This is a genomic window from Telluribacter humicola, assembly GCF_017355935.1.
In the GTDB taxonomy this organism is placed as follows: Bacteria; Bacteroidota; Bacteroidia; order Cytophagales; family Spirosomataceae; genus Telluribacter; species Telluribacter humicola.
Map to the genome: position 1 here is coordinate 1,057,012 of NZ_JAFIQT010000001.1, position 19,547 is coordinate 1,076,558.

The 19,547-nt window shown below is 51.5% G+C and carries 16 protein-coding genes; 15 read left to right on the forward strand and 1 reads right to left on the reverse strand.

The genetic code is table 11. The annotated features are described in order from the left end of the window. Positions 1-23 precede the first annotated feature (23 nt). The 7 genes from JUB14_RS04615 to JUB14_RS04645 all read left to right on the forward strand — a co-directional run bounded on the left by JUB14_RS04615 (position 24) and on the right by JUB14_RS04645 (position 10,386). Positions 24-2,453 carry an ABC transporter permease gene (locus JUB14_RS04615; protein ID WP_207504582.1) on the forward strand — a complete coding sequence of 810 codons (2,430 nt, stop codon included), beginning with the start codon at positions 24-26 and terminating at the stop codon, positions 2,451-2,453. 224 nt (positions 2,454-2,677) lie between these two features. Continuing rightward, positions 2,678-5,122, forward strand: coding sequence for an ABC transporter permease (locus tag JUB14_RS04620; RefSeq protein WP_207504583.1), 2,445 nt, complete (start codon positions 2,678-2,680; stop codon positions 5,120-5,122). Positions 5,123-5,555: 433 nt separating this feature from the next. Next, the gene (locus JUB14_RS04625; protein WP_207504584.1) at positions 5,556-6,359 is read left to right on the forward strand and encodes a pentapeptide repeat-containing protein; all 804 of its coding nucleotides are present in this window, start codon (positions 5,556-5,558) and stop codon (positions 6,357-6,359) included. A gap of 172 nt (positions 6,360-6,531) precedes the next feature. Continuing rightward, the gene (locus JUB14_RS04630) at positions 6,532-7,194 is read left to right on the forward strand and encodes an ABC transporter ATP-binding protein (protein ID WP_207504585.1); all 663 of its coding nucleotides are present in this window, start codon (positions 6,532-6,534) and stop codon (positions 7,192-7,194) included. Between the two features lie 173 nt (positions 7,195-7,367). Then, positions 7,368-8,726: a TolC family protein gene (locus JUB14_RS04635; RefSeq protein WP_229367524.1), complete on the forward strand. Its 1,359-nt coding sequence runs from the start codon at positions 7,368-7,370 to the stop codon at positions 8,724-8,726. 280 nt (positions 8,727-9,006) lie between these two features. Beyond that, the gene (locus JUB14_RS04640; protein ID WP_207504586.1) at positions 9,007-9,675 is read left to right on the forward strand and encodes a hypothetical protein; all 669 of its coding nucleotides are present in this window, start codon (positions 9,007-9,009) and stop codon (positions 9,673-9,675) included. 6 nt (positions 9,676-9,681) lie between these two features. Continuing rightward, positions 9,682-10,386 carry a hypothetical protein gene (locus JUB14_RS04645; protein ID WP_207504587.1) on the forward strand — a complete coding sequence of 235 codons (705 nt, stop codon included), beginning with the start codon at positions 9,682-9,684 and terminating at the stop codon, positions 10,384-10,386. A 65-nt stretch (positions 10,387-10,451) separates the two neighbouring features. Here JUB14_RS04645 and JUB14_RS04650 read toward each other — a convergent pair whose 3' ends face one another. Further along, positions 10,452-11,462, reverse strand: a complete 1,011-nt coding sequence (locus JUB14_RS04650; RefSeq protein WP_207504588.1) for a GntR family transcriptional regulator — start codon at positions 11,460-11,462, stop codon at positions 10,452-10,454. A gap of 156 nt (positions 11,463-11,618) precedes the next feature. Here JUB14_RS04650 and JUB14_RS04655 point away from each other — a divergent pair, with 156 nt between their 5' ends. The 8 genes from JUB14_RS04655 (at position 11,619) to JUB14_RS04685 (ending at position 19,469) form a co-directional block, all read left to right on the forward strand. After that, positions 11,619-13,733 (forward strand): bifunctional rhamnulose-1-phosphate aldolase/short-chain dehydrogenase, encoded by a 2,115-nt coding sequence (locus JUB14_RS04655; RefSeq protein WP_207504589.1) that lies wholly within the window; start codon positions 11,619-11,621, stop codon positions 13,731-13,733. A gap of 31 nt (positions 13,734-13,764) precedes the next feature. Beyond that, entirely contained in the window at positions 13,765-14,064 is a 300-nt protein-coding gene (locus tag JUB14_RS27655) for a hypothetical protein (RefSeq protein WP_229367525.1), read from the forward strand. Between the two features lie 96 nt (positions 14,065-14,160). Then, complete coding sequence (locus JUB14_RS04660; protein WP_229367526.1) at positions 14,161-14,850, forward strand: glycoside hydrolase family protein; 690 nt, start codon at positions 14,161-14,163, stop codon at positions 14,848-14,850. Between the two features lie 49 nt (positions 14,851-14,899). Then, positions 14,900-15,214 (forward strand): L-rhamnose mutarotase, encoded by a 315-nt coding sequence (gene rhaM, locus JUB14_RS04665; protein WP_207504590.1) that lies wholly within the window; start codon positions 14,900-14,902, stop codon positions 15,212-15,214. A gap of 96 nt (positions 15,215-15,310) precedes the next feature. Further along, complete coding sequence (locus JUB14_RS04670) at positions 15,311-16,009, forward strand: GDSL-type esterase/lipase family protein (protein ID WP_207504591.1); 699 nt, start codon at positions 15,311-15,313, stop codon at positions 16,007-16,009. Positions 16,010-16,142: 133 nt separating this feature from the next. Next, positions 16,143-17,429 (forward strand): sugar isomerase, encoded by a 1,287-nt coding sequence (locus tag JUB14_RS04675; protein ID WP_207504592.1) that lies wholly within the window; start codon positions 16,143-16,145, stop codon positions 17,427-17,429. 113 nt (positions 17,430-17,542) lie between these two features. Beyond that, positions 17,543-18,889: an FGGY-family carbohydrate kinase gene (locus tag JUB14_RS04680; RefSeq protein WP_207504593.1), complete on the forward strand. Its 1,347-nt coding sequence runs from the start codon at positions 17,543-17,545 to the stop codon at positions 18,887-18,889. Positions 18,890-19,097: 208 nt separating this feature from the next. Beyond that, the gene (locus JUB14_RS04685) at positions 19,098-19,469 is read left to right on the forward strand and encodes a RidA family protein (RefSeq protein WP_207504594.1); all 372 of its coding nucleotides are present in this window, start codon (positions 19,098-19,100) and stop codon (positions 19,467-19,469) included. Positions 19,470-19,547: the final 78 nt, after the last annotated feature.

The window sequence follows — 19,547 nt, forward strand, 5'->3', positions numbered from 1 at the left end:
TACTAGCTAACTGCTACAAAGCTATGCTTCAGAACTACCTCAAAATCGCCTGGCGCAACCTGTTGAAAAACAAGGTCAATACTGCGATCAACATCATCGGGCTATCCATCGGGATGGTCTGCTGTATCCTGATTGTGATGTACGTGTCTGATGAGCTGAGCTTTGACCGCTACTGGCCCCAGGGGGAGCGCATCTACCGCATGGCGCTGGAGCGTAAGTACCCCGATCGTGTTACGAAGTACGCCATTATTCCCTCGTCGTACGCGCAGGACGTCAAGCGTGAGCTTCCGGAGGTAGAAGAGGTAGTACGTCTGGTACCTTTTGATGGAGACGGCACCGGAACTCTGATGAAGTACCAGGGACAAGTACTGGAAGAGAAGAATGTACTGGCGGCTGACTCAAGCTTCTTCAAAGTGTTTCAGGTGCCCCTCCTGCAGGGACACCCAGATCAGGTTTTGAGCCGGCCCAATACCGTGGTACTGACAAAGAGTACGGCTGAGCGTATCTTTGGAAAAAAAGATCCGGTGGGCAAAACCCTGGAACTGGTGAATGGGCCACAACTGGAGGTAAGTGGTATAGCCGAAGACCTGCCGGACAATGTCCATTTTAGATTTGATTTTGTAATAAGCTTAAGCGGCTTTCCTTTCGTACAACAGGAAAACTACACCAGTTTTTCGGTACTGACCTACCTCTTGCTGAAACCCAAATCTGATGCCCAGGTAGTGGAAAGCAAGCTACCGGCGCTCGTCGCGAAGTACGCCGCCGGGGAGATACAGCGTAGTTTTGGTTTGTCTTATCAGGAGTATGTCAAGGCCGGCAACGGCTACTACTATTTCCTGCAGCCCGTGCGGAGTATCCACCTGGACTCCAACCTGGAAGCCGAACTCAGGCCCAATGGTAATCGTAAAGTCGTTTATATTTTTTCGGTCATTGCGGTATTTGTCCTCCTTATTGCCTGCATCAATTTTATGAACCTGGCTACGGCGCGTTCGTCGGAGCGGGCTCGTGAGGTAGGTATCCGCAAAGCGCTGGGCTCGCACCGGAGCCAGCTGGCTTCGCAGTTTCTGACCGAGTCGGTTATGATGAGCTTCTTTAGCTTTCTGCTGTCGCTCCTGCTGGTAGGGGTACTGCTGCCTTCCTTCAACAATCTGGCGGGTAAGCAGCTGTCAGCCCAACTTTTGCTCCGTTGGGACATTCTCCCACTCATGCTGTTGCTGGCTCTGCTGATCGGTCTGGTGGCGGGTAGCTATCCGGCGGGGGTACTGTCGTCGTTTGAGCCCATTAAGGTACTGAAGGGTAGATTTATGTCTACCCGGCAGGGACACCTGCTTCGCAACGGGTTGGTAGTGTTTCAGTTTTCTATTTCAATAATTCTCATCATTTGTACGCTGGTTGTGCTGACCCAGCTCAAGTACCTGCAGGACAAAGAACTGGGCTTTACCAAGGAGGCGGTTGTTAATCTGCAGGGGACGGGCTTTCTGGGGCCCAATACCGAGGCCTTCAAGCAGGAACTGGGGCGGATAGCGGGGGTGCAGGCCGTAGGAGGTACCAATGCCACCCCCGGTTCGCAGGGAGGGTTCTTTGGTATTATTTTCCGGCAGGAGGGCCAAACCGAAACCGTAACCGGGCGCGGCACCGTGGTTGATGACAACTACCTGCAGGCCATGAATATAAAGTTGGTGGCCGGACGTTCCTTTTCCAGATCATTCAATGATTCTCTGTCGGTCCTTATTAATGAGGAGGCAATGAAGGAACTGGGCCTAACCGACCCCATTGGTAAAAAGCTTATAAGCGCGACGAATGGGGCTGATGTGACCTATACCATTGTAGGAATCATCAAAAACTTCCACTACCAATCGCTGCACCAGCGTATCGCGCCGCTGTTTGTGCTGAACAACCGCTGGGTTAGCCGCACCGACAACCGGATTGTTATCCGTATCCAATCCGAAGATCCGCAGGCCATTATTGCCCGCACCGAGCAGGTCTGGAAGAAGTACCTGCCTGAGCAGCCTTTTCACTATACTTTCCTGGAGTCAGACTGGGGCGCTCTCTACCGCGCCGAACAAGTATCACAAAGGATATTCAGCCTTTTCTCGTTACTGGCTATTCTCATTGCCTGTATGGGTTTGCTGGGACTGGCTATCTATATTATTCAGCAGCGTACCAAGGAAATCGGCATCCGGAAGGTACTGGGTGCTACGGTGGCCAGTATTGTGACCCTGCTTTCCATGGATTTTATGAAGCTGGTTTTGATAGCGCTTATTATTGCCGCTCCGGTGGCATGGTACGCCATGGATCGCTGGCTGCAGGACTTCGCCTACCGCATTGACATACCCTGGTGGGCCTTTGTACTGGCTGGAGTACTGGCCGTGCTCATTGCCTTCCTGACGGTCAGCTACCAGTCCATCAAAGCCGCCCTGATGAATCCGGTAAAGTCGCTAAGGAGCGAGTAAAAGGAGGAATGGAAGAAAGCAGGAAGGGAGGAAAGTAAAAAATGGAAGAATTGGATGATAAAAGAGTACTTTACGAAAGGTTTTGACTACAAGAAAATAAATATTAAAAATGTATAGACAAGGTAAAAGTGAGAAAAATACGTAGTGGAGAGGTGGACGCTTTTCTCCTTTTGTACCTTACTCCATTCCTCCTTTATTACCCTTTATATTTTAACTAAATAGCCATGATCAAAAATTACATCAAAATTGCCTGGCGGAACCTGATCCGCAACCGTGCCTTTACCGCTATCAATATCGTAGGGCTGGCCCTGGGGCTGGCTACCTGCCTGCTGATCGGCTTGTTCGTCATAAACGAGCTAAGCTATGACCGCTACAACGAGAAGGCCGACCGTATTGTACGGGTGGTATTCAAAGGTACCATGAACGACGAGCAAATGCGGGAGGCAAATGTGATGCCACCGGTAGCGCAGACGCTCAAGGCTGACTACCCCGAGGTGCTGGAGGCTACCCGCCTGCGCAGTGGCGGTACCCCGCGCATAACCTACGGCGATAAAACTTTCAAAGAAGATGCCTTTGCCTACGTAGATTCTAATTTCTTTCAGGTATTCACACTGCCCCTCATCAAGGGAGACGCCCGGACCGCCCTGGTACAGCCCAATACAGTGGTTATTACCTCTAAGGTAGCCCGTAAGTACTTTGGCGATACCGATCCTATGGGCAAGGTACTTACCTTCAAAGAGTCACAGGCGACCTATACCGTTACGGGCGTAATCAATAAAGTACCTGCCAACTCCCATTTTCATAAGGATATATTCGCCTCTATGGCCAGTCTGCCGGAGTCAAGAGAGCCCAATTGGTTAGTTTCAAGTTACTTTACGTACCTGGTACTACCCGAGGGCTACGACTATCGCTTGCTGGAAGCCAAGCTGCCAAAGGTGGTAGAAACGCACCTGGGGGCAGCCCTTGAGAAGATGACAGGGATGAGTATGGCTGATTTTCAGAAGCAGGGCAACAACCTGGGGCTGTACCTACAGCCCCTGACCGACATCCACCTCTACTCGGACCTGGTGCCACAGTCAGAGATGGAACCCGGTGGAGATATCCGGTACGTGTACCTGTTTGGAGCCGTTGCACTGTTTATGCTGCTGCTGGCCTGTATCAATTTCATGAATCTATCTACGGCGGGTGCCTCCAAGCGCGCCAAGGAAGTAGGTATTCGTAAGGTAATGGGGTCTGAGAAGAGCAGGCTGGTGGGACAATTTCTGGTTGAATCCATCCTGCTGACTGGTTTGTCGCTGGTGCTGGGGCTAGGAGTCGCTACACTGGTGTTACCTTTCTTTAATGATCTGTCGGGTAAAGAACTAAACCTGGATCTGCTACAGACACCCTCTACTTTGGTAGGCTTGATCCTGTTCGGCCTGCTGGTAGGGATTTTGGCAGGCAGCTATCCGGCTTTCTTCCTTTCGTCGTACAAGCCCATCTCGATCCTCAAAGGCGGTACCACCGGGCGTGTTGCAAGTCGTGGCAGTATCGGGCTCAGGAGTAGTCTGGTGGTCTTTCAGTTTTGTATCTCCATTATTCTTATCATCGGTACTACGGTTGTGTTCCGGCAGCTCCGCTACATACAGGACACTAAGCTGGGCTACGACAAAGAGCAGGTAGTGGTCCTGGAAGGTACCTGGGCCCTGGGCCAGAACGAAGAGGTACTACGGCAGCAGTTGGTGCGGGATTCGCGGGTAATCAACGCCAGCCGTTCGGGCTTTTTGCCGGCGGGCTCAGATCGGAGTGGCATCCTGACGGTATTCCCGCAGGGCAACGAAGGCAAGCTTACCCGTTTGGCTTACTTTGGTGTGGACTACCAGTATGTACCTACACTGGGTATGAAGGTGGTATCGGGACGTAACTTCTCACCCAGCTTCCCGACTGACTCAGCCGGTGTAATCATCAACGAGGCCGCTGCCAAGCACTTTGGATGGCAAGACAATGCCATTGGCCAGATTCTGACCCATCCCGGCATGCCTGGCTCACCCGATCGTGGCAAAACGTACCACGTTGTTGGCGTAGTAAAAGACTTTCACTACCGGTCGTTGCACGAGAAAATTGCCCCTATGGTGATGGCGCTGGGAGACAACTCAGGCTCTATTATCATAAAAACCAAAGTACAGGACATGGCGGGACTGGTAGCCAACCTCAAAGAGCAGTGGGAGGCATTCAGGACGGAGGAGCCCTTCCAGTACTCGTTCCTGGACGAGACGTACTGGGCTGCGTATGAGGCTGAAATCCGTACGGGCCGTATCCTGGCTATCTTTGCGGGGCTTACCATCTTTGTGGCTTGCCTGGGACTATTTGGGCTGGTGAAGTTCGCGACAGAGCAACGCGTCAAAGAGATTGGTGTACGTAAGGTGCTGGGTGCCAGTGTAGCCAGTATCGTGACCCTGCTTTCTATCGACTTCCTCAAACTGGTATTGATAGCACTGGTCATAGCTACGCCCGTGGCCTGGTACGCGATGGATCTCTGGCTGCAGGACTTTGCCTACAAAACTTCCCTGAGCTGGTGGATGGTGGTGGTAGCGGTAGTAGTGACGGTAGCTATTGCGCTTCTGACTATCAGCTTCCAAAGCATCAGGGCAGCTCTGGTCAATCCGGTAAAGAGCCTGAAGAGTGAGTAATTAGTAATGTATAATTAAAAATGCATAATGATAGCTGAGTGAAGATTCCTTCGTACACTAGTGATTATATATTAGTAGTGTACGAAGGAACTCTCAGTGATAAACAAGCTGCCCTGTAGGGGCGACACCTGATCTTATATGTGCCGCTCCGCAGCGGCGGACGCCTACGGAGCTTCCCGTAAACTTTGGACGCTATTTCTACTAAAGTATCGCCCGGCAGCGGCCGTCCGCCTCTGGGGCCACCGTGGCAGCGGCTGAAATAAAATTCCTTCGTATACTATTGATGTATAATTGAAAATATAATGTACAGAAAGGCTGTAAGCTTACAGCATAAAGCCTACTGCCTACAGCTTTTTTTAAAGCCATGCAACCTTTGCCCTGTATCCACCATCTGTTGAGTAAATCACATTAGATACTTAAAACTCGTAACGCCATGAAGACTCTTTTTTCCTACTTATTTTCGATTGCCCTGGTAGCTATGCTGGCCGTGTCGGCCACGGCTCAGTCTACGCTGTCGGCCAAAGAAATTATCCAGAACGTTGACCGGAAGTACGCGGTCGAGGTGAGTAACAAAACCATCGAAGGTGACCTGGACCTGACGGACCTCTCGAACAAGGAGCTGAAAAAGCGAGGCAACATGGATACCCGGGAGTACAAGAGCCGCGTGGAGGTACCCCTTACTTTCCGTAACTGTACGTTCAAGGGCGATGTACTTGCCTACAAGGTAGTGGACAAAGACGGGAAAAGACGCAGCTTGCTGGGAAGTGTCATGAATAATGATAGTGATAATCAGACGCTCTATACCGCTGACTTCAAGGAAGCTGTCATATTCGAAAATTGTACCTTCGAAGGATTGGCCGAATTTAAGTACTCCGACTTTGCCGAAAATGTATCCTTTGCAGACAGCAAGTTCCGGCATTCGGCTAACTTTAAGTATGCCAAGTTTAACGAAGGCGCCCGTTTTGCCAATGCGAATTTTACGGATTCGGCCAACTTCAAGTACGCCAAGTTTAGTGATGAGGCTAATTTTGCCAATACCCGTATCAACCAGACCGCTGACTTCAAGTACGCTGATTTTCAGGAAGGCGTTTCCTTCAAAGGTACCCATTTCCAGGGCTATGCTGACTTTAAGTACACTGACTTTAAGCGCGAAGGAGATCTGAGCCAGGTGACGTTCAGCCGGGGCAGTGACTTCAAATACGCCAAGGGCAACCGTCATATATCGACCAACAGATAGTACTATCTTACATTTCTGTTTGTGTTTATCTTCCCGTCCGAAAACGTACAAAGGTGTGCGATTTCGGACGGTTTTTTTTATATAAATAGCCGTAAAAGGCTGTATATCAGCAAAGGCAACTTCTGGTATGCAATTTGAAAATATTCAACTATAACCCCCAATACAGACCCTGATGTTACAGTTTCAGAAAATCTCCAAGCACTATCCCGCCGGTTTTGGTAAAGTTTACGTACTGCGTAATATTAATTTAGAGATTAAAGAGGGAGAATTTGTATCCATTATGGGGCCCTCCGGCTCGGGTAAGTCGACGCTGCTGCATATTATGGGACTGCTGGAAGAGCCTTCCGAAGGAGAGTACCTCTTTCTGGACGAGCCCGTGCAGAATCTTTCTGAGAAGAGGCGTACGGATCTGCACCGCAACCACATTGGCTTCGTGTTTCAGGCGTACCACCTCATTGACGAGCTGACTGTATACGAAAACATCGAAACGCCGCTGCTGTACAAGGGCGTAGCCTCGTCGGAGCGCAAGAGCCGGGTTGCCGAGCTGCTCGACCGCTTCAATATAGTAGCCAAGAAAGACCTGTTTCCGCATCAGCTATCGGGCGGACAGCAGCAGTTGGTAGGGGTAGCGCGGGCTATAGTACACCGTCCCAAGGTCATCTTTGCCGATGAGCCGACCGGTAACCTCCACTCGGAGCAGGCCGTCGAGATCATGGAGCTGTTCAAAAAGCTCAACCAGGAAGATGGCGTAACCATCGTGCAGGTGACGCACTCAGAAGCTAACGCTACCTACGGCGACCGTGTAGTACGGCTCAAAGACGGCTGGCTGGCGTAGTGGAGCTGGTTAGGTGTTAGCTTTTAGCTGTTAGTTAAAATAGCACATGACAATCAGAAAATATCTCTGCCAAAGAGAAAGTACAAAGTCACAAAGAAGTATATAAAAAGTTAAAAAAGGCTGGTAAAAGCTAACTACTAACAGCCTAAGAACTAAAAGCTTATTTATTAGCCATGAAATACTTACTACTCTTATTAGGTTTTATTCCAGCCTTTCTGGTGCCTGAGCTTGCCAGGGCGCAGGTCGGTACCTCGCAGGGCGGTGCCTCGCAGGACGCTATGCTTAGCCTGGGCGAGTGTGTCGATATCCTCGCTAAGAATAACCTGACCTACCGCGATGCACAACTGCAGGCCGAGGCAGCCGATGCGATGTGGCGGCAGGTAAAGTCACAGCAGCTACCCTCGCTGGCGCTGGGGGCGAGCCAGAGTGTCAACCTGGGCCGGAGCATCGACCGCTTCACCAACGCCTACATTGATCAGCTCTACAACTCCAACTACGTAGGAGCGGGGCTTGATCTGACCTTGTTCCGGGGCTTCCAGATCCAGAACCAGATCCGCCAGAACCAACTACTGAGAGAGTCGGCCATCGAAAGCCGTACGGCCATTCTGAACGCCCAGACCATCCTGCTGGTACAGGCTTATGTACAGGTACTGGCTACCAGGGCTCTAAACGAAGCGGCTCTACAGCAGGTAGAGGCTTCACAACAGCAGGTAGATCGCGTGCAGAAGCAGGTTAGCGCCGGAGTAGTGGGTGAGAGTGCCCTGTACGAGATCAAGGCGCAGCTGGCCAATGACCGCTTCGACCAGGTCACCGCTCTGAACAACTACCGGGCGGCCCGTCTGACGTTGTTTCAGCTCCTGAACCTGCCGCCCAGCGACAACGTAGAGCTGGAACCGCTGGCCCCGGCTGACCAACCCAATGGAACTATGAATGCGGAGGCGATCTTTGAAGATGCCCAGAAAGTATTTCCGGAGCTACGCGGAGCTGAGCTACGTCGGCAGAGCTTTAAGTACCAGGTAAAGTCCATCAAGGCTGATAACTTTCCTTCGCTCACGCTGTCTTCTAATTTTGGGGCGTTTTATGCCTCCACCAATGCCAGTCTGGATTACTTCCAGCAGCTCAATGCTACCCGTAACGGAGGTCTGAGTGTGGGCCTGAACATTCCTCTCATGGGCCGTTGGGTAACCCGCCCGCGGGTCGCTACGGCCCGGGTACAGGAGCGCATCGCCCAGAACCAATTGGATATTACGCGTCAGCAGCTACGCCAGGCCATTGAGCAGGCGGTGCTGGATGCCAATGCCGCCTCCGACCGCTTCGCCGCTGCCCAAAGCCAGCTCGAATCACTGACTATGAGTTTCTCAGTAGTAGAAAGCCGCCTGAATGCCGGTACGGCCAACATATTTGAATATTCACTGGCTAAGGCCAACCTGGCCCGCGCCCAGGCCAACGCCATTCGCTCACGTTATGAGCACCAGATGCGTCAGCGTCTGCTGCAGTTCTACCGCCAGGGCGGCTGGAACGGCGTGCTGTAAAAATATATACTGTGGGTAGCCTGCTGTGCAACACTCAGGTCACTCCCGTGTCTTTAAAGTTAGAGTATTAGGTTGTGGAAATGTAAATCCCGAAATAGGGCGGCCCTTGGCCGCCCTATTTTTTTGTGGACATGTACTACCTGATGGCTATATGTAACCGTAGATTGATGAATGATTAACTACTCGCTGGCCAATATTTTATTAAATAAATTATTAATAAGGCTTGGTCTTTTCCTACTGGCTATTTCCCTATTTTACCGCCACAACCAACCATACCACCATGATTAAACACACCATTCTGTGGGGGCTCCTGCTGCTTGGCAGCACACTTGCGGCTCCCGTTCATGCCCAACTTAGTAAAGGTACCCGCTACTGGGGCGGTACGATCACTGTCCAGGGGACAACCGGTAATGAGAAGCAGGAGTTAAAAGGGGGAGAAGCACGGGCAAGTACATTTACGATTCAGCCGGAGTTACAGTTTGGCATTTTCAGCAATTCCACGACAATGCTTGGTATTGGAAGCAGGTACTTTCTGAATCCACAAACCCGCAGGGACCTCAACAGCGACTATCAGTACAATTATGTAAATCAATCTATTGCCCTTCTACCATTTATCCGAAAGTACAGGGCACTAAATGACCGCTGGCTGCTGTTTCTGCATTCTGAGCTGGGAGTAGCTTACCAATGGGAGTCTGTGAAGGATTTATGGAACGCAAATGCTAGAAACGATTGGCAGTATGAGCTTGGCCTGAAACCAGGAGCAGTTTACTACTTTCCTCGAACCGGGTGGGCCATAGAGGGGTATGCCAATATTCTGAGCCTTACCGCCCGGTATAAGCCTACCAGCCTGGACCAGCAGCGGTTTTCGCTCACGACCAACTTTGGTACCGCTGCTCCCAACTATATTACCCTCCGAATTTCCCGCTACTCGAACCCTTCCTCCCACTGAGCCATTATGAAAAAGTATACATTCTTTATACTGCTAGGTGTGTGCCTTCTGGCTGGTACCGTCGCCCAGGCCCAATTTCAATCGGGACAGCGCTTCATTAGTGGTACCGCTGACCTGTCCACAAATCGATATAGTGAACAAACTGACTTACAGTATATCTACAGCCACTCCATGCATTTTTCCGTTGGTCGATTTACGCGCGACAACCGGGCGATGGGCTGGTCTTTTTCCAATGCTCTATCCATATATAAGAGCGGGCAGTTTGTGCCAGAGGCCAGAGCTTTGGGGTACTTGTCTTTCGGAATAGGGCGATTTGTAGAGTACTATCAGCCCCTAGGCCGAAAGTTTGCCCTGTACGGTCGTCCTTCAGTGGGGGTGGGATATAACCTTCAAAATCAATTTAGCGTGGCCTCTGCTCCAACTATAGCAGGAAAGTGGGTTCTGTTCAACCAGGTGCAGCGTCATACTTTCTCATTAGATGTAAGTCTAAGTGGGGGTATTATGTGGCGCTTTGCCGAAAAATGGGCTTTACAGGGAAGCGTAGCTGGTATCAGCCCATTAGGTCTTGGTTTTAGCCGGAGCATTGATGATCGCTACGGTCTGGCTCCCAATACCCAAAAGGAAAAAATTAGCCAAACCCAGCTAGGATTTAACCTGCGGACAGAGTTAAATACCGGCTCCATCGGCTTGGGATTAAGGTACTTTTATTAGGAGATGAAGGGAGAGAAGGGATAAATTCCTTTCCTCCCTTTCTCCTTTCTAACCTTTCCTCCTCCCTAAAGCGACTTCCTTCGGATCAGCATAAACGGGTTTTTAACCTTGATGCGTTTGCCGTCAAGGAGCAGGGCGGCGGCGGTGCGGCCCATGGTTTCAAAGTCGGTCGTCATGACGGTGATGCCGTCGGCAAGTACCTCTTTAAGAGTCGTGTCGTTGAATGAGACAATACCTACGTGCTGGCCCAGCTCCAGCCCCGACTGACGTACCTTCTTGATCAGCTCGGCCAGATCAGTTTCTTCCACTACCACGTAGGCCGTGCCGGTACTGATGTTTTCTTCGTAAGCATTCTCCTCAATGCGGAAGTCTTTCTGGTAGTTGATGCAGTAGTGCCGAAATCCCCGTACGATTTCAATCGGGTACTGACCGTCGCTCGGGAATACCAGCACCAGCTCACGGTACTTGGCCAGCAGGTCGTCGGCGCTTTCGAGGGCACGGAATATATCCTTCTCGAAATCCTGATAGATGGCCAGGTACTCCCCCGACAAGTCAGCCAGGTCGCGGTCCAGCAGTACCAGTTCATTCTTGGGGATGCCTTCCAGCAGCTCACGTACATTCACCTTATCAGTACCCTCATAGAAGTGGGGCATCACGACGTAATAGTTGTACTTGCCCCGATTAGCTTCCAGGATCTCCTTAAAGAGCAGCGCGTTATAGTGGTGGATGTATACATCTACCGTGACATCGTTGCCGAGGGCTTTCAGGAAAGCGTAGTACACGATCTTCTTATAGGCACTGAGCTTGTTCATCACCAGCAGCACGCGCACCTTGTTGGACGCCGGGGCCTGCACAAAGTACCCCTTGCCACGCACCGACATGATGATCCCACGGTCTTTGAGCTCGTTGTAGGCTTTTTCGACAGTATCGCGGGCGAGGTAGTGCTCCTCGGCCATTTCGTTGATGGAGGGCAGTTGCTGGTCGCGCTGGAGCTCGCCTTTTTTGATCGCCTCCACCACCGACGAGACTATCTGTTTGTATTTGGGAACGGGTGAGTCCGGATCAATCTGAATCATAGAGCCGCAGGGTTACAGGGTAAAGCTACCAAGGAAGAAATTTGTCCGAAATATTGCAAATTTTATACTCTTTCACAGGAAAGCACAGGACACGAAAGGAAATAAACTAATGGACATTTGGCAAAGCTTAAAAATCAATTCAAATCTGAAAAATTTATGAGCAGCTTGACCATTGCAGAAAATTATCAATACGTCAATAATTACTGGGATGAAGCCCATGCCGCTTCCCTGGCCGGTGACGAAGTAGCCCTCTTACTGTATCGTTCCAACATGCTCGGTCGCGACCTCCGCATTACCAACTACGGAGGAGGTAACACCAGCGTCAAGACGTACGAGAAGGACCCGATCACGGGTGAGCAGGTACCCGTCATGTGGATCAAAGGGTCGGGTGGAGACATCGGTACCCTTACCCGCAAAGGTCTGGCCGGACTGTACCACAACCGTCTGCTGGCGCTGAGAGACCGCTACCGCGGCCTCGAGTTTGAGGACGAAATGGTAGGCTTGTTTGGTTATTGTCTGTTTGATCTGGAGTCAGCTGCTCCTTCTATTGATACTCCCCTGCATGCCTTTGTTCCACATATACACGTAGACCACTTACACCCTGACGCGGTGATCGCCATTGCCGCTTCCAAAGACGGCGAAGCCATTGCCCGCGAGATCTGGGGTAATAAGGTAGAGTGGGTACCCTGGCAGCGTCCGGGCTTCGACCTGGGTCTGAAGATCGGAGAGTGCTTTACCCGTAATCCGGAGGTAGAAGTAATCATCCTGGGTGGCCACGGACTATTTACGTGGGGAGCCACGGCCGAAGAGTGCTACTTCAACAGCCTCAACGCCATCGAGAAAGCTTCTGCGTACCTGAATGCCAACTACGGCAAGAAGCGCCCCGTATTTGGTGGTGCCAAAGTACAGAGCGATGCCCCCGAGGTGCGTAAGTCTAAGGCCGCTGAACTGGCTCCTTACCTGCGCGGCTACTGCTCGCAATTCCGCTCCATGGTAGGTCACTTTACCGACGATGAGCGGGTACTTGAGTTTGTGAATTCCAGCGATCTGTCCCGCCTGGCTTACCTGGGTACCAGCTGCCCCGATCACTTCCTGCGCACCAAGATTCGCCCGCTCGTACTGGACGACATGCGCGCTGATATGAGCAAGGAAGAGCTGCGCGAATACCTAAGCACGAAGTTTGAAGCGTATCGCAAAGACTACGGCTCTTACTACGACCGCAGCAAGCGCTCCAACAGCCCCGCCATGCGTGACCCCAATCCGGTGGTGATCCTGTATCCGGGGGTAGGTATGTTTACCTTCGCCAAAGACAAGCAGACGGCCCGCGTAGCCGCTGAGTTTTATACCAACGCTATCAACGTGATGAAAGGCGCCGAGGCGGTGAGCGAGTACGTAGCGCTGCCCGAGCAGGAGGCCTTTGATATTGAGTACTGGCTGCTCGAAGAGGCTAAGCTGATGCGTATGCCTAAGCCTAAGTCGCTATCCGGCAAGGTTGCCTACGTGACCGGTGGTACCGGTGGTATTGGCCGGGCTATTGCCGAAGAGCTCATGCAACACGGCGCCGTAGCGGTACTGGCCGACCGGAACGAACTGGAAGCAACCGAAGCCGAAGTAGGTAAGTCCTACGGCAAGGACAACGTACGCTCGGTATCTGTAGACGTAACCAACGCCGAGGCCGTGGCCGAGTCGCTGAAGCAGGCGGTACTGGCTTACGGTGGCGTAGATGTAATCATCAACTGCGCGGGTATATCCATCTCCAAGCCGCTGGAAGAAACCACTATGCAGGACTGGGATCGTCTGCAGGATATCCTGGTTAAAGGCCAGTTCCTGGTGTCGCAGCAGGCCGTAGAGATCCTGCGCAAGCAGGAGATTGGTGGTGATATCGTGAATATCGCCAGCAAGAATGCCCTCTTTGCCGGACCTAACAACGTAGGCTACGGTACTGCCAAAGCCGCTCAGCTGCACATGAGCCGTCTGCTGGCGGCCGAGCTGGGTAAAGAAAAGGTACGTGTTAATACCGTAAACCCTGATGCCGTACTGCGCAACAGCAAGATATGGGCGGGCGACTGGGCCGAAGGACGCGCCAAGGCCTACGGTGTTTCAGTAGAGGAACTACCTGCTCTGTACGCCAAGCGTACCATCCTGAACGAGGAGATCCTGCCCGAAGATATCGCCAGGGCCGTACGGGTATTCGTGGACGGTACCCTCAACAAGTCTACCGGTAACGTACTGAACGTGGACGGTGGTTTTGCACCAAGTTTTGTTCGATAAATCAACAACCGGTAAGGGAATATAGCTCACCATGCCCATCAAGCTTCTGATCTGTACCGCCCTAACCGGACTCCTATTACAATCCTGTCATATATCCACAACCACATGCTCAGGGGCCCGCAAAGCCCCTGAGTTTATTAAAGTGGTAGATCAGGAGCGGATGCAGGAGGTGTATGAGGAGATAAAGACTCCCTATAAGTACGGTGTCGTATTCCGGCATCCTGACACTACGAAGGCCATCGATAGTCCAACGATATTCAGGATGAAGGACCGGTGGTGGATGACTTACATCGTGTACGACGGGCAGGGCTACGAAACCTGGCTGGCCTAGAGCGATAACCTGCTGGACTGGCAGACCCGGGGAAAGCTGCTCTCATTCACCCAAAATACCTGGGATGCTAACCAGAAGGCAGGGTACCTGTCGCTGGTGGATGTAGAGTGGGGAGGTACCTACCGATCTGCCCTGTATAAGGGGAGCTACTGGATGTCGTACCTGGGTGGAGCTTCGGAAGGTTATGAGGCCGGTATGCTCGGAGTAGGCATGGCCTATACTGACAACGTAACCCAAGCTAAGGAGTGGCAACGGCTGAAAGAACCGGTACTGTTACCTATTGACCCGGAGGCGCGTGCTTTTGAAAATGATAAGATATTCAAGAGCCTCGTTATTCGCGACAGCAAGCAGCACACGGGCCACCCGTTCGTGATGTACTACAACGCCAAAGCGAAGGAGGGAGGTTACGAAAGCATAGGTATGGCCGTGTCGGACGATATGGTCAATTGGAAGCGGTACGGTCAGGAGCCAGTCATCACACGCCGGAAAGGAATATGCGGTGACGCCCAGATCGCGAAGATCAACGACCTCTATGTCATGTTCTATTTCGGAGCGTTCTGGAAACCCGGCGCCTTTGAGCGATTTGCCTGCTCCTACGACCTGATCCACTGGACCGACTGGGAAGGCAAGGACCTGATCGCTCCCTCAGAAGAGTATGACGAGCAGTACGCCCATAAACCATGGGTCATCAAGTGGCAAGGCACCGTATACCATTTCTACAATGCCGTAGGAAAACAGGGCCGGGTCATCGCTCTCGCCACTTCCAGGGATTTAAGAAAGAAGTAAACAACTTATCATTCATAATTCAGCATTCACTAATTCAGAATTTAAAGAAATGTCCCGCGTAGCTTTTAAGATGTACCTCCACGAAGGAAAGACCGAAGAGTACAAGCGTCGTCACGATGAGCTGTGGCCGGAGCTGCACGAGCTGTTGAAACAGACCAGTATCAGCAACTATTCGATTTTTCTGGATGAGCAGACCAATACCCTGTTTGGCGTCATGGATGTAGCCGATGAGGAGGCCCGGAAGGACCTGCCCCAGCATCCGGTCATGAAAAGGTGGTGGGCTTACATGAAAGACATTATGGACAGCAACCCCGACAACTCGCCGGTGAGCGTCCCGCTGAAAGAGGTATTTTACATGGCCTAGGGCATTTAATGAGTCAAAAGGTATAATCCTAAACCGTTTTTCTTTATTTAGCTATCTGTTTAGTTAACTACCTTATATTAAACTATCCCTAATCCCATGTTAAAAAGATTCGTAGTTCTCCTCCTGGTTAGTGCCGTAGCCTGTCAAAAACCCAGTTACCAATCTATCGGACAGCCCTGGGAGCCCGACTATGCCATTGATCGCTTTGAGAATACTATCAAGAATTACGAGCAGAAGGATGCCGAGCAAAGCCCCGCTCCCGGCGGTATTGTACTGACCGGAAGTTCCAGCTTTGCCCTTTGGAAAGATGCTGAAAAAGACCTGGCTCCGCTGCCCATTATCAACCGGGGATTTGGTGGCTCTACCCTTCCGGAGGTGATCCACTACGTCGACCGGGGCGTGATCAAGTACGATCCCAAAACCATCATAGTGTACTGTGAGAACGATATGTTCGGCAAGAAGGCTAAAACACCCGAGCAGACCCGTGACGCCTACGTGGCCCTGACTCAGAAGATACGGGAGGAGCTACCTGATGTGAAGATGTACTACGTATCCATGAAGCCATCGCCTTCGCGTTGGGACCGAAGGGCGGATGTAAAGAAGGCCAATCAGCTCATCAAAACATTTGTAAAATCTGACCGCAACCACGAGTACATCGATGTATGGCCGGTCATGCTGAAAGACGGACGTCCCGACGGAAGTATCTTTTTGAAAGATAGCCTGCACATGAATGCCGAGGGCTATCGCCGCTGGGTAACGGTACTAAAACCGATTCTGGAAAAGGAGGTGAAGTAATTAATAATTAATAATGTAGAATGTATAATTAAGTGAGTAGCAAAGTCAGAAAAACCGGCGAGAGCTATTAATCTGTAAACTACTAACTAACAGCTAACTACTAATGGCTAACTACTAATAGCTAATCACTACTATGCTACAAAAAGATAAAATACAGGACTATAATCAATCAGTAAGCGCCGACCACGATTTTAAGTGGGGATATCTGGGCGAGAGCCTGGAACGGCAGGGTCAAAACGTAGAGGAGCTCCTTAAGAAAGTAGCCGACTTTCAGGTAGCTATCCCGAGCTGGGCGCTGGGTACCGGCGGTACGCGCTTCGGTCGCTTCCCGATCGGAGGTGAGCCCCGCAACCTTGAGGAGAAGATTGAGGACGTAGGGCTGATCCACGCGCTGAACCGCTCGTCTAACAGTATCTCTCTGCACATCCCCTGGGACATACCCACGGACGCCTCCGCTACGCGGGAGCTGCTGAGCCAGCACGGACTAACTATTGACTCGGTCAACTCTAATACCTTCCAGGACCAGAAAGACCAGCCCGTGTCGTACAAGTTTGGCTCACTCTGCCATACCGACGCGCAGGTACGCAAGCACGCCATTGACCATAACATTGAGGTAGTAGAATATGGCAAAGCCTTGGGTGAAGAGTGTAAAACCCTGACCGTATGGCTGGCCGATGGTTCCAACTTTCCAGGTCAGCACCACCTGCGTCGGGCCTACCAGCGTACCCTGGACTCACTGACGGCTATCTACGAAAGCATGCCTTCCGACTGGACCATGCTGGTAGAGTACAAGCCCTACGAGCCTAACTTCTATTCGATGGTTATCCCTGACTGGGGTACTTCGTACAGCCTGTGTCAGCAGATCGGTGATCGGTCGCAGGTACTGGTGGACCTGGGTCACCACCTGCCCAATACCAACATTGAGCAGATCGTGGGACGCCTGATGCACTTTGGCCGTCTGGGTGGTTTCCACTTCAATGGCTCTATGTACGGCGACGACGACCTCACTACCGGAGCTACCAAGCCGTACCAGCTGTTCCTGATCTTCTGCGAGCTGGTACAGGGCATGAACGACCCGGCTGTGACCAATCCGGCTCTGGCCTGGATGATCGACGCCAGCCACAATACCAAAGACCCCATCGAAGACCTGCTGCAGTCAGTACAGGCGATCAAGATGGCCTACGCTAAGGCCCTGCTCGTTGATACCAAGGCTCTTTTTGAAGCTCAGGAGCAGAATGATGTAGTACGGGCGCAGGAAATACTTGAAACAGCCTTCCAGGCGGATGTAAGGGCACTGGTTGCCGAAGCTCGTCGTCGGGTAGGGGCAGCTATAGATCCGATAGCACTGTACCGTCAGCTGGCGATCCGTGAGCAGCGTATTGAGCAGCGTGGACGCTACGCGGTTGCTACCGGTCTTTAATGATGGCCTATTCACCGCTTGTCAGCAGGTAGATTAGGTATTTGGACGGAAGTCACTATATTGACCCCGGAAACAGGAGTTTAATCAATTAGCAGCAGTTTTAGCACTATATAATGAACGTAACGGCGGTATTCGACATTGGGCGTACCAATAAGAAATGGGTTCTTTTTGACGAAAAGTATCAGCTAGTAGAAGAGTTTAATGAGGCTCTGCCCGAAACAACGGACGAGGATGGCTTCCCCTGCGATGATCTGCCCCTGCTCACCCAGTGGGTCCAGAATCACTGGGAAACCCTCAAAAAGAGGGAGGATATAACCATTAAGGCTATCAATGTGGCTGGCTATGGCGCTACCCTGGTACATCTGGATTCGCAGGACCAGCCCGTTACGCCGCTGTATTCCTACCTGAAGCCCTATCCGCAGGCGTTGTCACAGCAGTTTTTCAGTACCTACGGCGATCCCACCCGGCTGGCGCTGCAGACCGGCTCACCCATCATGGGTATGCTCAACACGGGCCTGCAGATCTACTGGATTAAGTACACCCAGCCGGAGGTTTACAGCCAGATCAAGACTACCCTGCATCTGCCGCAGTACATACTGTTTCTGCTCACGGGCCGCAAGGTGTGTGATTTTACCTCCATTGGCTGCCATACACTGTTGTGGAGTTTTGAGATGATGGACTTCCACGAGTGGACCAAAGCCGAAGGTATTCAGAAAGTACTGGCGCCGATGCTGGCGGCCTCATCTTTTATTACCCGCGATGGCGATAAAGTGATGCAGTCAGGCTTTGGCCTCCATGATAGTTCTTCGGCGCTGATTCCGTACCGGATGGCCTTTAAGAAGCCCTTTATCCTGCTGTCGACCGGTACCTGGTGCATTAACCTGAATCCGTTCATGGCTAAGCCACTTACCTCTGACCAGCTCGAGCGTGATTGCCTGCACTTTATGACTCCAGAAGGAAGTGGCGTTAAAGCTTCACGGGTATTCATGGGTCGGGAGCATGACCACCAGGTCGAGCGGATCGCGAAGTACTTCAAGGTAGAGCCTAACTTCTATAAGAGTATTGCCTTTGACGAGAAGTACCTCAGTATGCCCGCTCCGCCTTTTTATACTGCTCTGATGGAGGGCAATGGTCCTTTCCCCGAGCCTTCGCCGCAGGAGTGGCAGGTAAGTGCCTTCGCTTCGCCCGAGGCCGCCTACCATCACCTTCTCATCGGCCTGACCAATATCCTGGCGGCTTCGCTGCAGCTGATCGGGGTGGATGAGGTACCTACGCTGTACGTGGATGGGGGCTTCTCGAAGAACACTATTTTTGCCCAGCTACTGGCACGTCAGTTCCCCAACCACGAAGTATATACGACTGAGCTTCCTTACGCTACCGCGCTGGGCGCAGCCCTGCACGTCACCCGCCCGCAAAACTTCGAGTTTCCGGGCAAGATCATGAAGGTGGAGGTAAAGTAATAGAGCTTGCTCTGATAAGGTTAAAAATATAAATGCGCTTGTCCTGACATCATATCAGAGCAAGCGCATTTTTTATAGGTTTAAGTACTGTTTTGTTAGATGTAAGCTCTTCGCAGTCGCCCAACAAAGCCGATATTACAATATATGATACTTTGGTGTGAAGCGGCAATTCAGTAAGTTTAGTATCTAAACCAAGTATGCCTACACCATGAAGATAGTCAGTACGCCCGCAATGCTAGCGGCCAATGGACACTACTCCCAATGCATTGAACACAACGGACTGCTCTACCTGTCGGGGCAACTTCCCCGTAATACAATTACAAAAGAGGTTCCGCAGGGAATCGAAGAACAGACTCTTTTAGCTCTGAGCAATGTTAAAGCTGTCCTTAACGAGGCGGGAAGTGCAATCAATAAGATCATTCAGGTCAGGTTATATATTGCAGATATAGCCCTGTGGGATCAGGTGAATGCCGTGTACAGCAACTTTATGGGAAATCATATGCCGGTACGGAGCGTCATCCCGACGAAGGAGCTACACTTTGGAGCCCTGATCGAAGTAGAGGTACTGGCAACCGTATAAGAGAGAGAACTCACTATATGCTATTCCCGCCTGAGCTATCAGACCTTTACTGACAGCACAGGCGGGATGTTTGTTGAA

Coding starts and splice junctions, on each gene's coding strand:
- JUB14_RS04620 (WP_207504583.1), top strand. CDS start 2,678: ATGATCAAAAATTACATCAAAATTGCCTGGCGGAACCTGATCCGCAAC.
- JUB14_RS04635 (WP_229367524.1), top strand. CDS start 7,368: ATGAAATACTTACTACTCTTATTAGGTTTTATTCCAGCCTTTCTGGTG.
- JUB14_RS04670 (WP_207504591.1), top strand. CDS start 15,311: ATGTTAAAAAGATTCGTAGTTCTCCTCCTGGTTAGTGCCGTAGCCTGT.
- JUB14_RS04685 (WP_207504594.1), top strand. CDS start 19,098: ATGAAGATAGTCAGTACGCCCGCAATGCTAGCGGCCAATGGACACTAC.
- JUB14_RS04655 (WP_207504589.1), top strand. CDS start 11,619: ATGAGCAGCTTGACCATTGCAGAAAATTATCAATACGTCAATAATTAC.
- JUB14_RS04645 (WP_207504587.1), top strand. CDS start 9,682: ATGAAAAAGTATACATTCTTTATACTGCTAGGTGTGTGCCTTCTGGCT.
- JUB14_RS04650 (WP_207504588.1), bottom strand. CDS start 11,462: ATGATTCAGATTGATCCGGACTCACCCGTTCCCAAATACAAACAGATA.
- JUB14_RS04615 (WP_207504582.1), top strand. CDS start 24: ATGCTTCAGAACTACCTCAAAATCGCCTGGCGCAACCTGTTGAAAAAC.
- rhaM (WP_207504590.1), top strand. CDS start 14,900: ATGTCCCGCGTAGCTTTTAAGATGTACCTCCACGAAGGAAAGACCGAA.
- JUB14_RS04625 (WP_207504584.1), top strand. CDS start 5,556: ATGAAGACTCTTTTTTCCTACTTATTTTCGATTGCCCTGGTAGCTATG.
- JUB14_RS27655 (WP_229367525.1), top strand. CDS start 13,765: ATGCCCATCAAGCTTCTGATCTGTACCGCCCTAACCGGACTCCTATTA.
- JUB14_RS04680 (WP_207504593.1), top strand. CDS start 17,543: ATGAACGTAACGGCGGTATTCGACATTGGGCGTACCAATAAGAAATGG.
- JUB14_RS04630 (WP_207504585.1), top strand. CDS start 6,532: ATGTTACAGTTTCAGAAAATCTCCAAGCACTATCCCGCCGGTTTTGGT.
- JUB14_RS04675 (WP_207504592.1), top strand. CDS start 16,143: ATGCTACAAAAAGATAAAATACAGGACTATAATCAATCAGTAAGCGCC.
- JUB14_RS04640 (WP_207504586.1), top strand. CDS start 9,007: ATGATTAAACACACCATTCTGTGGGGGCTCCTGCTGCTTGGCAGCACA.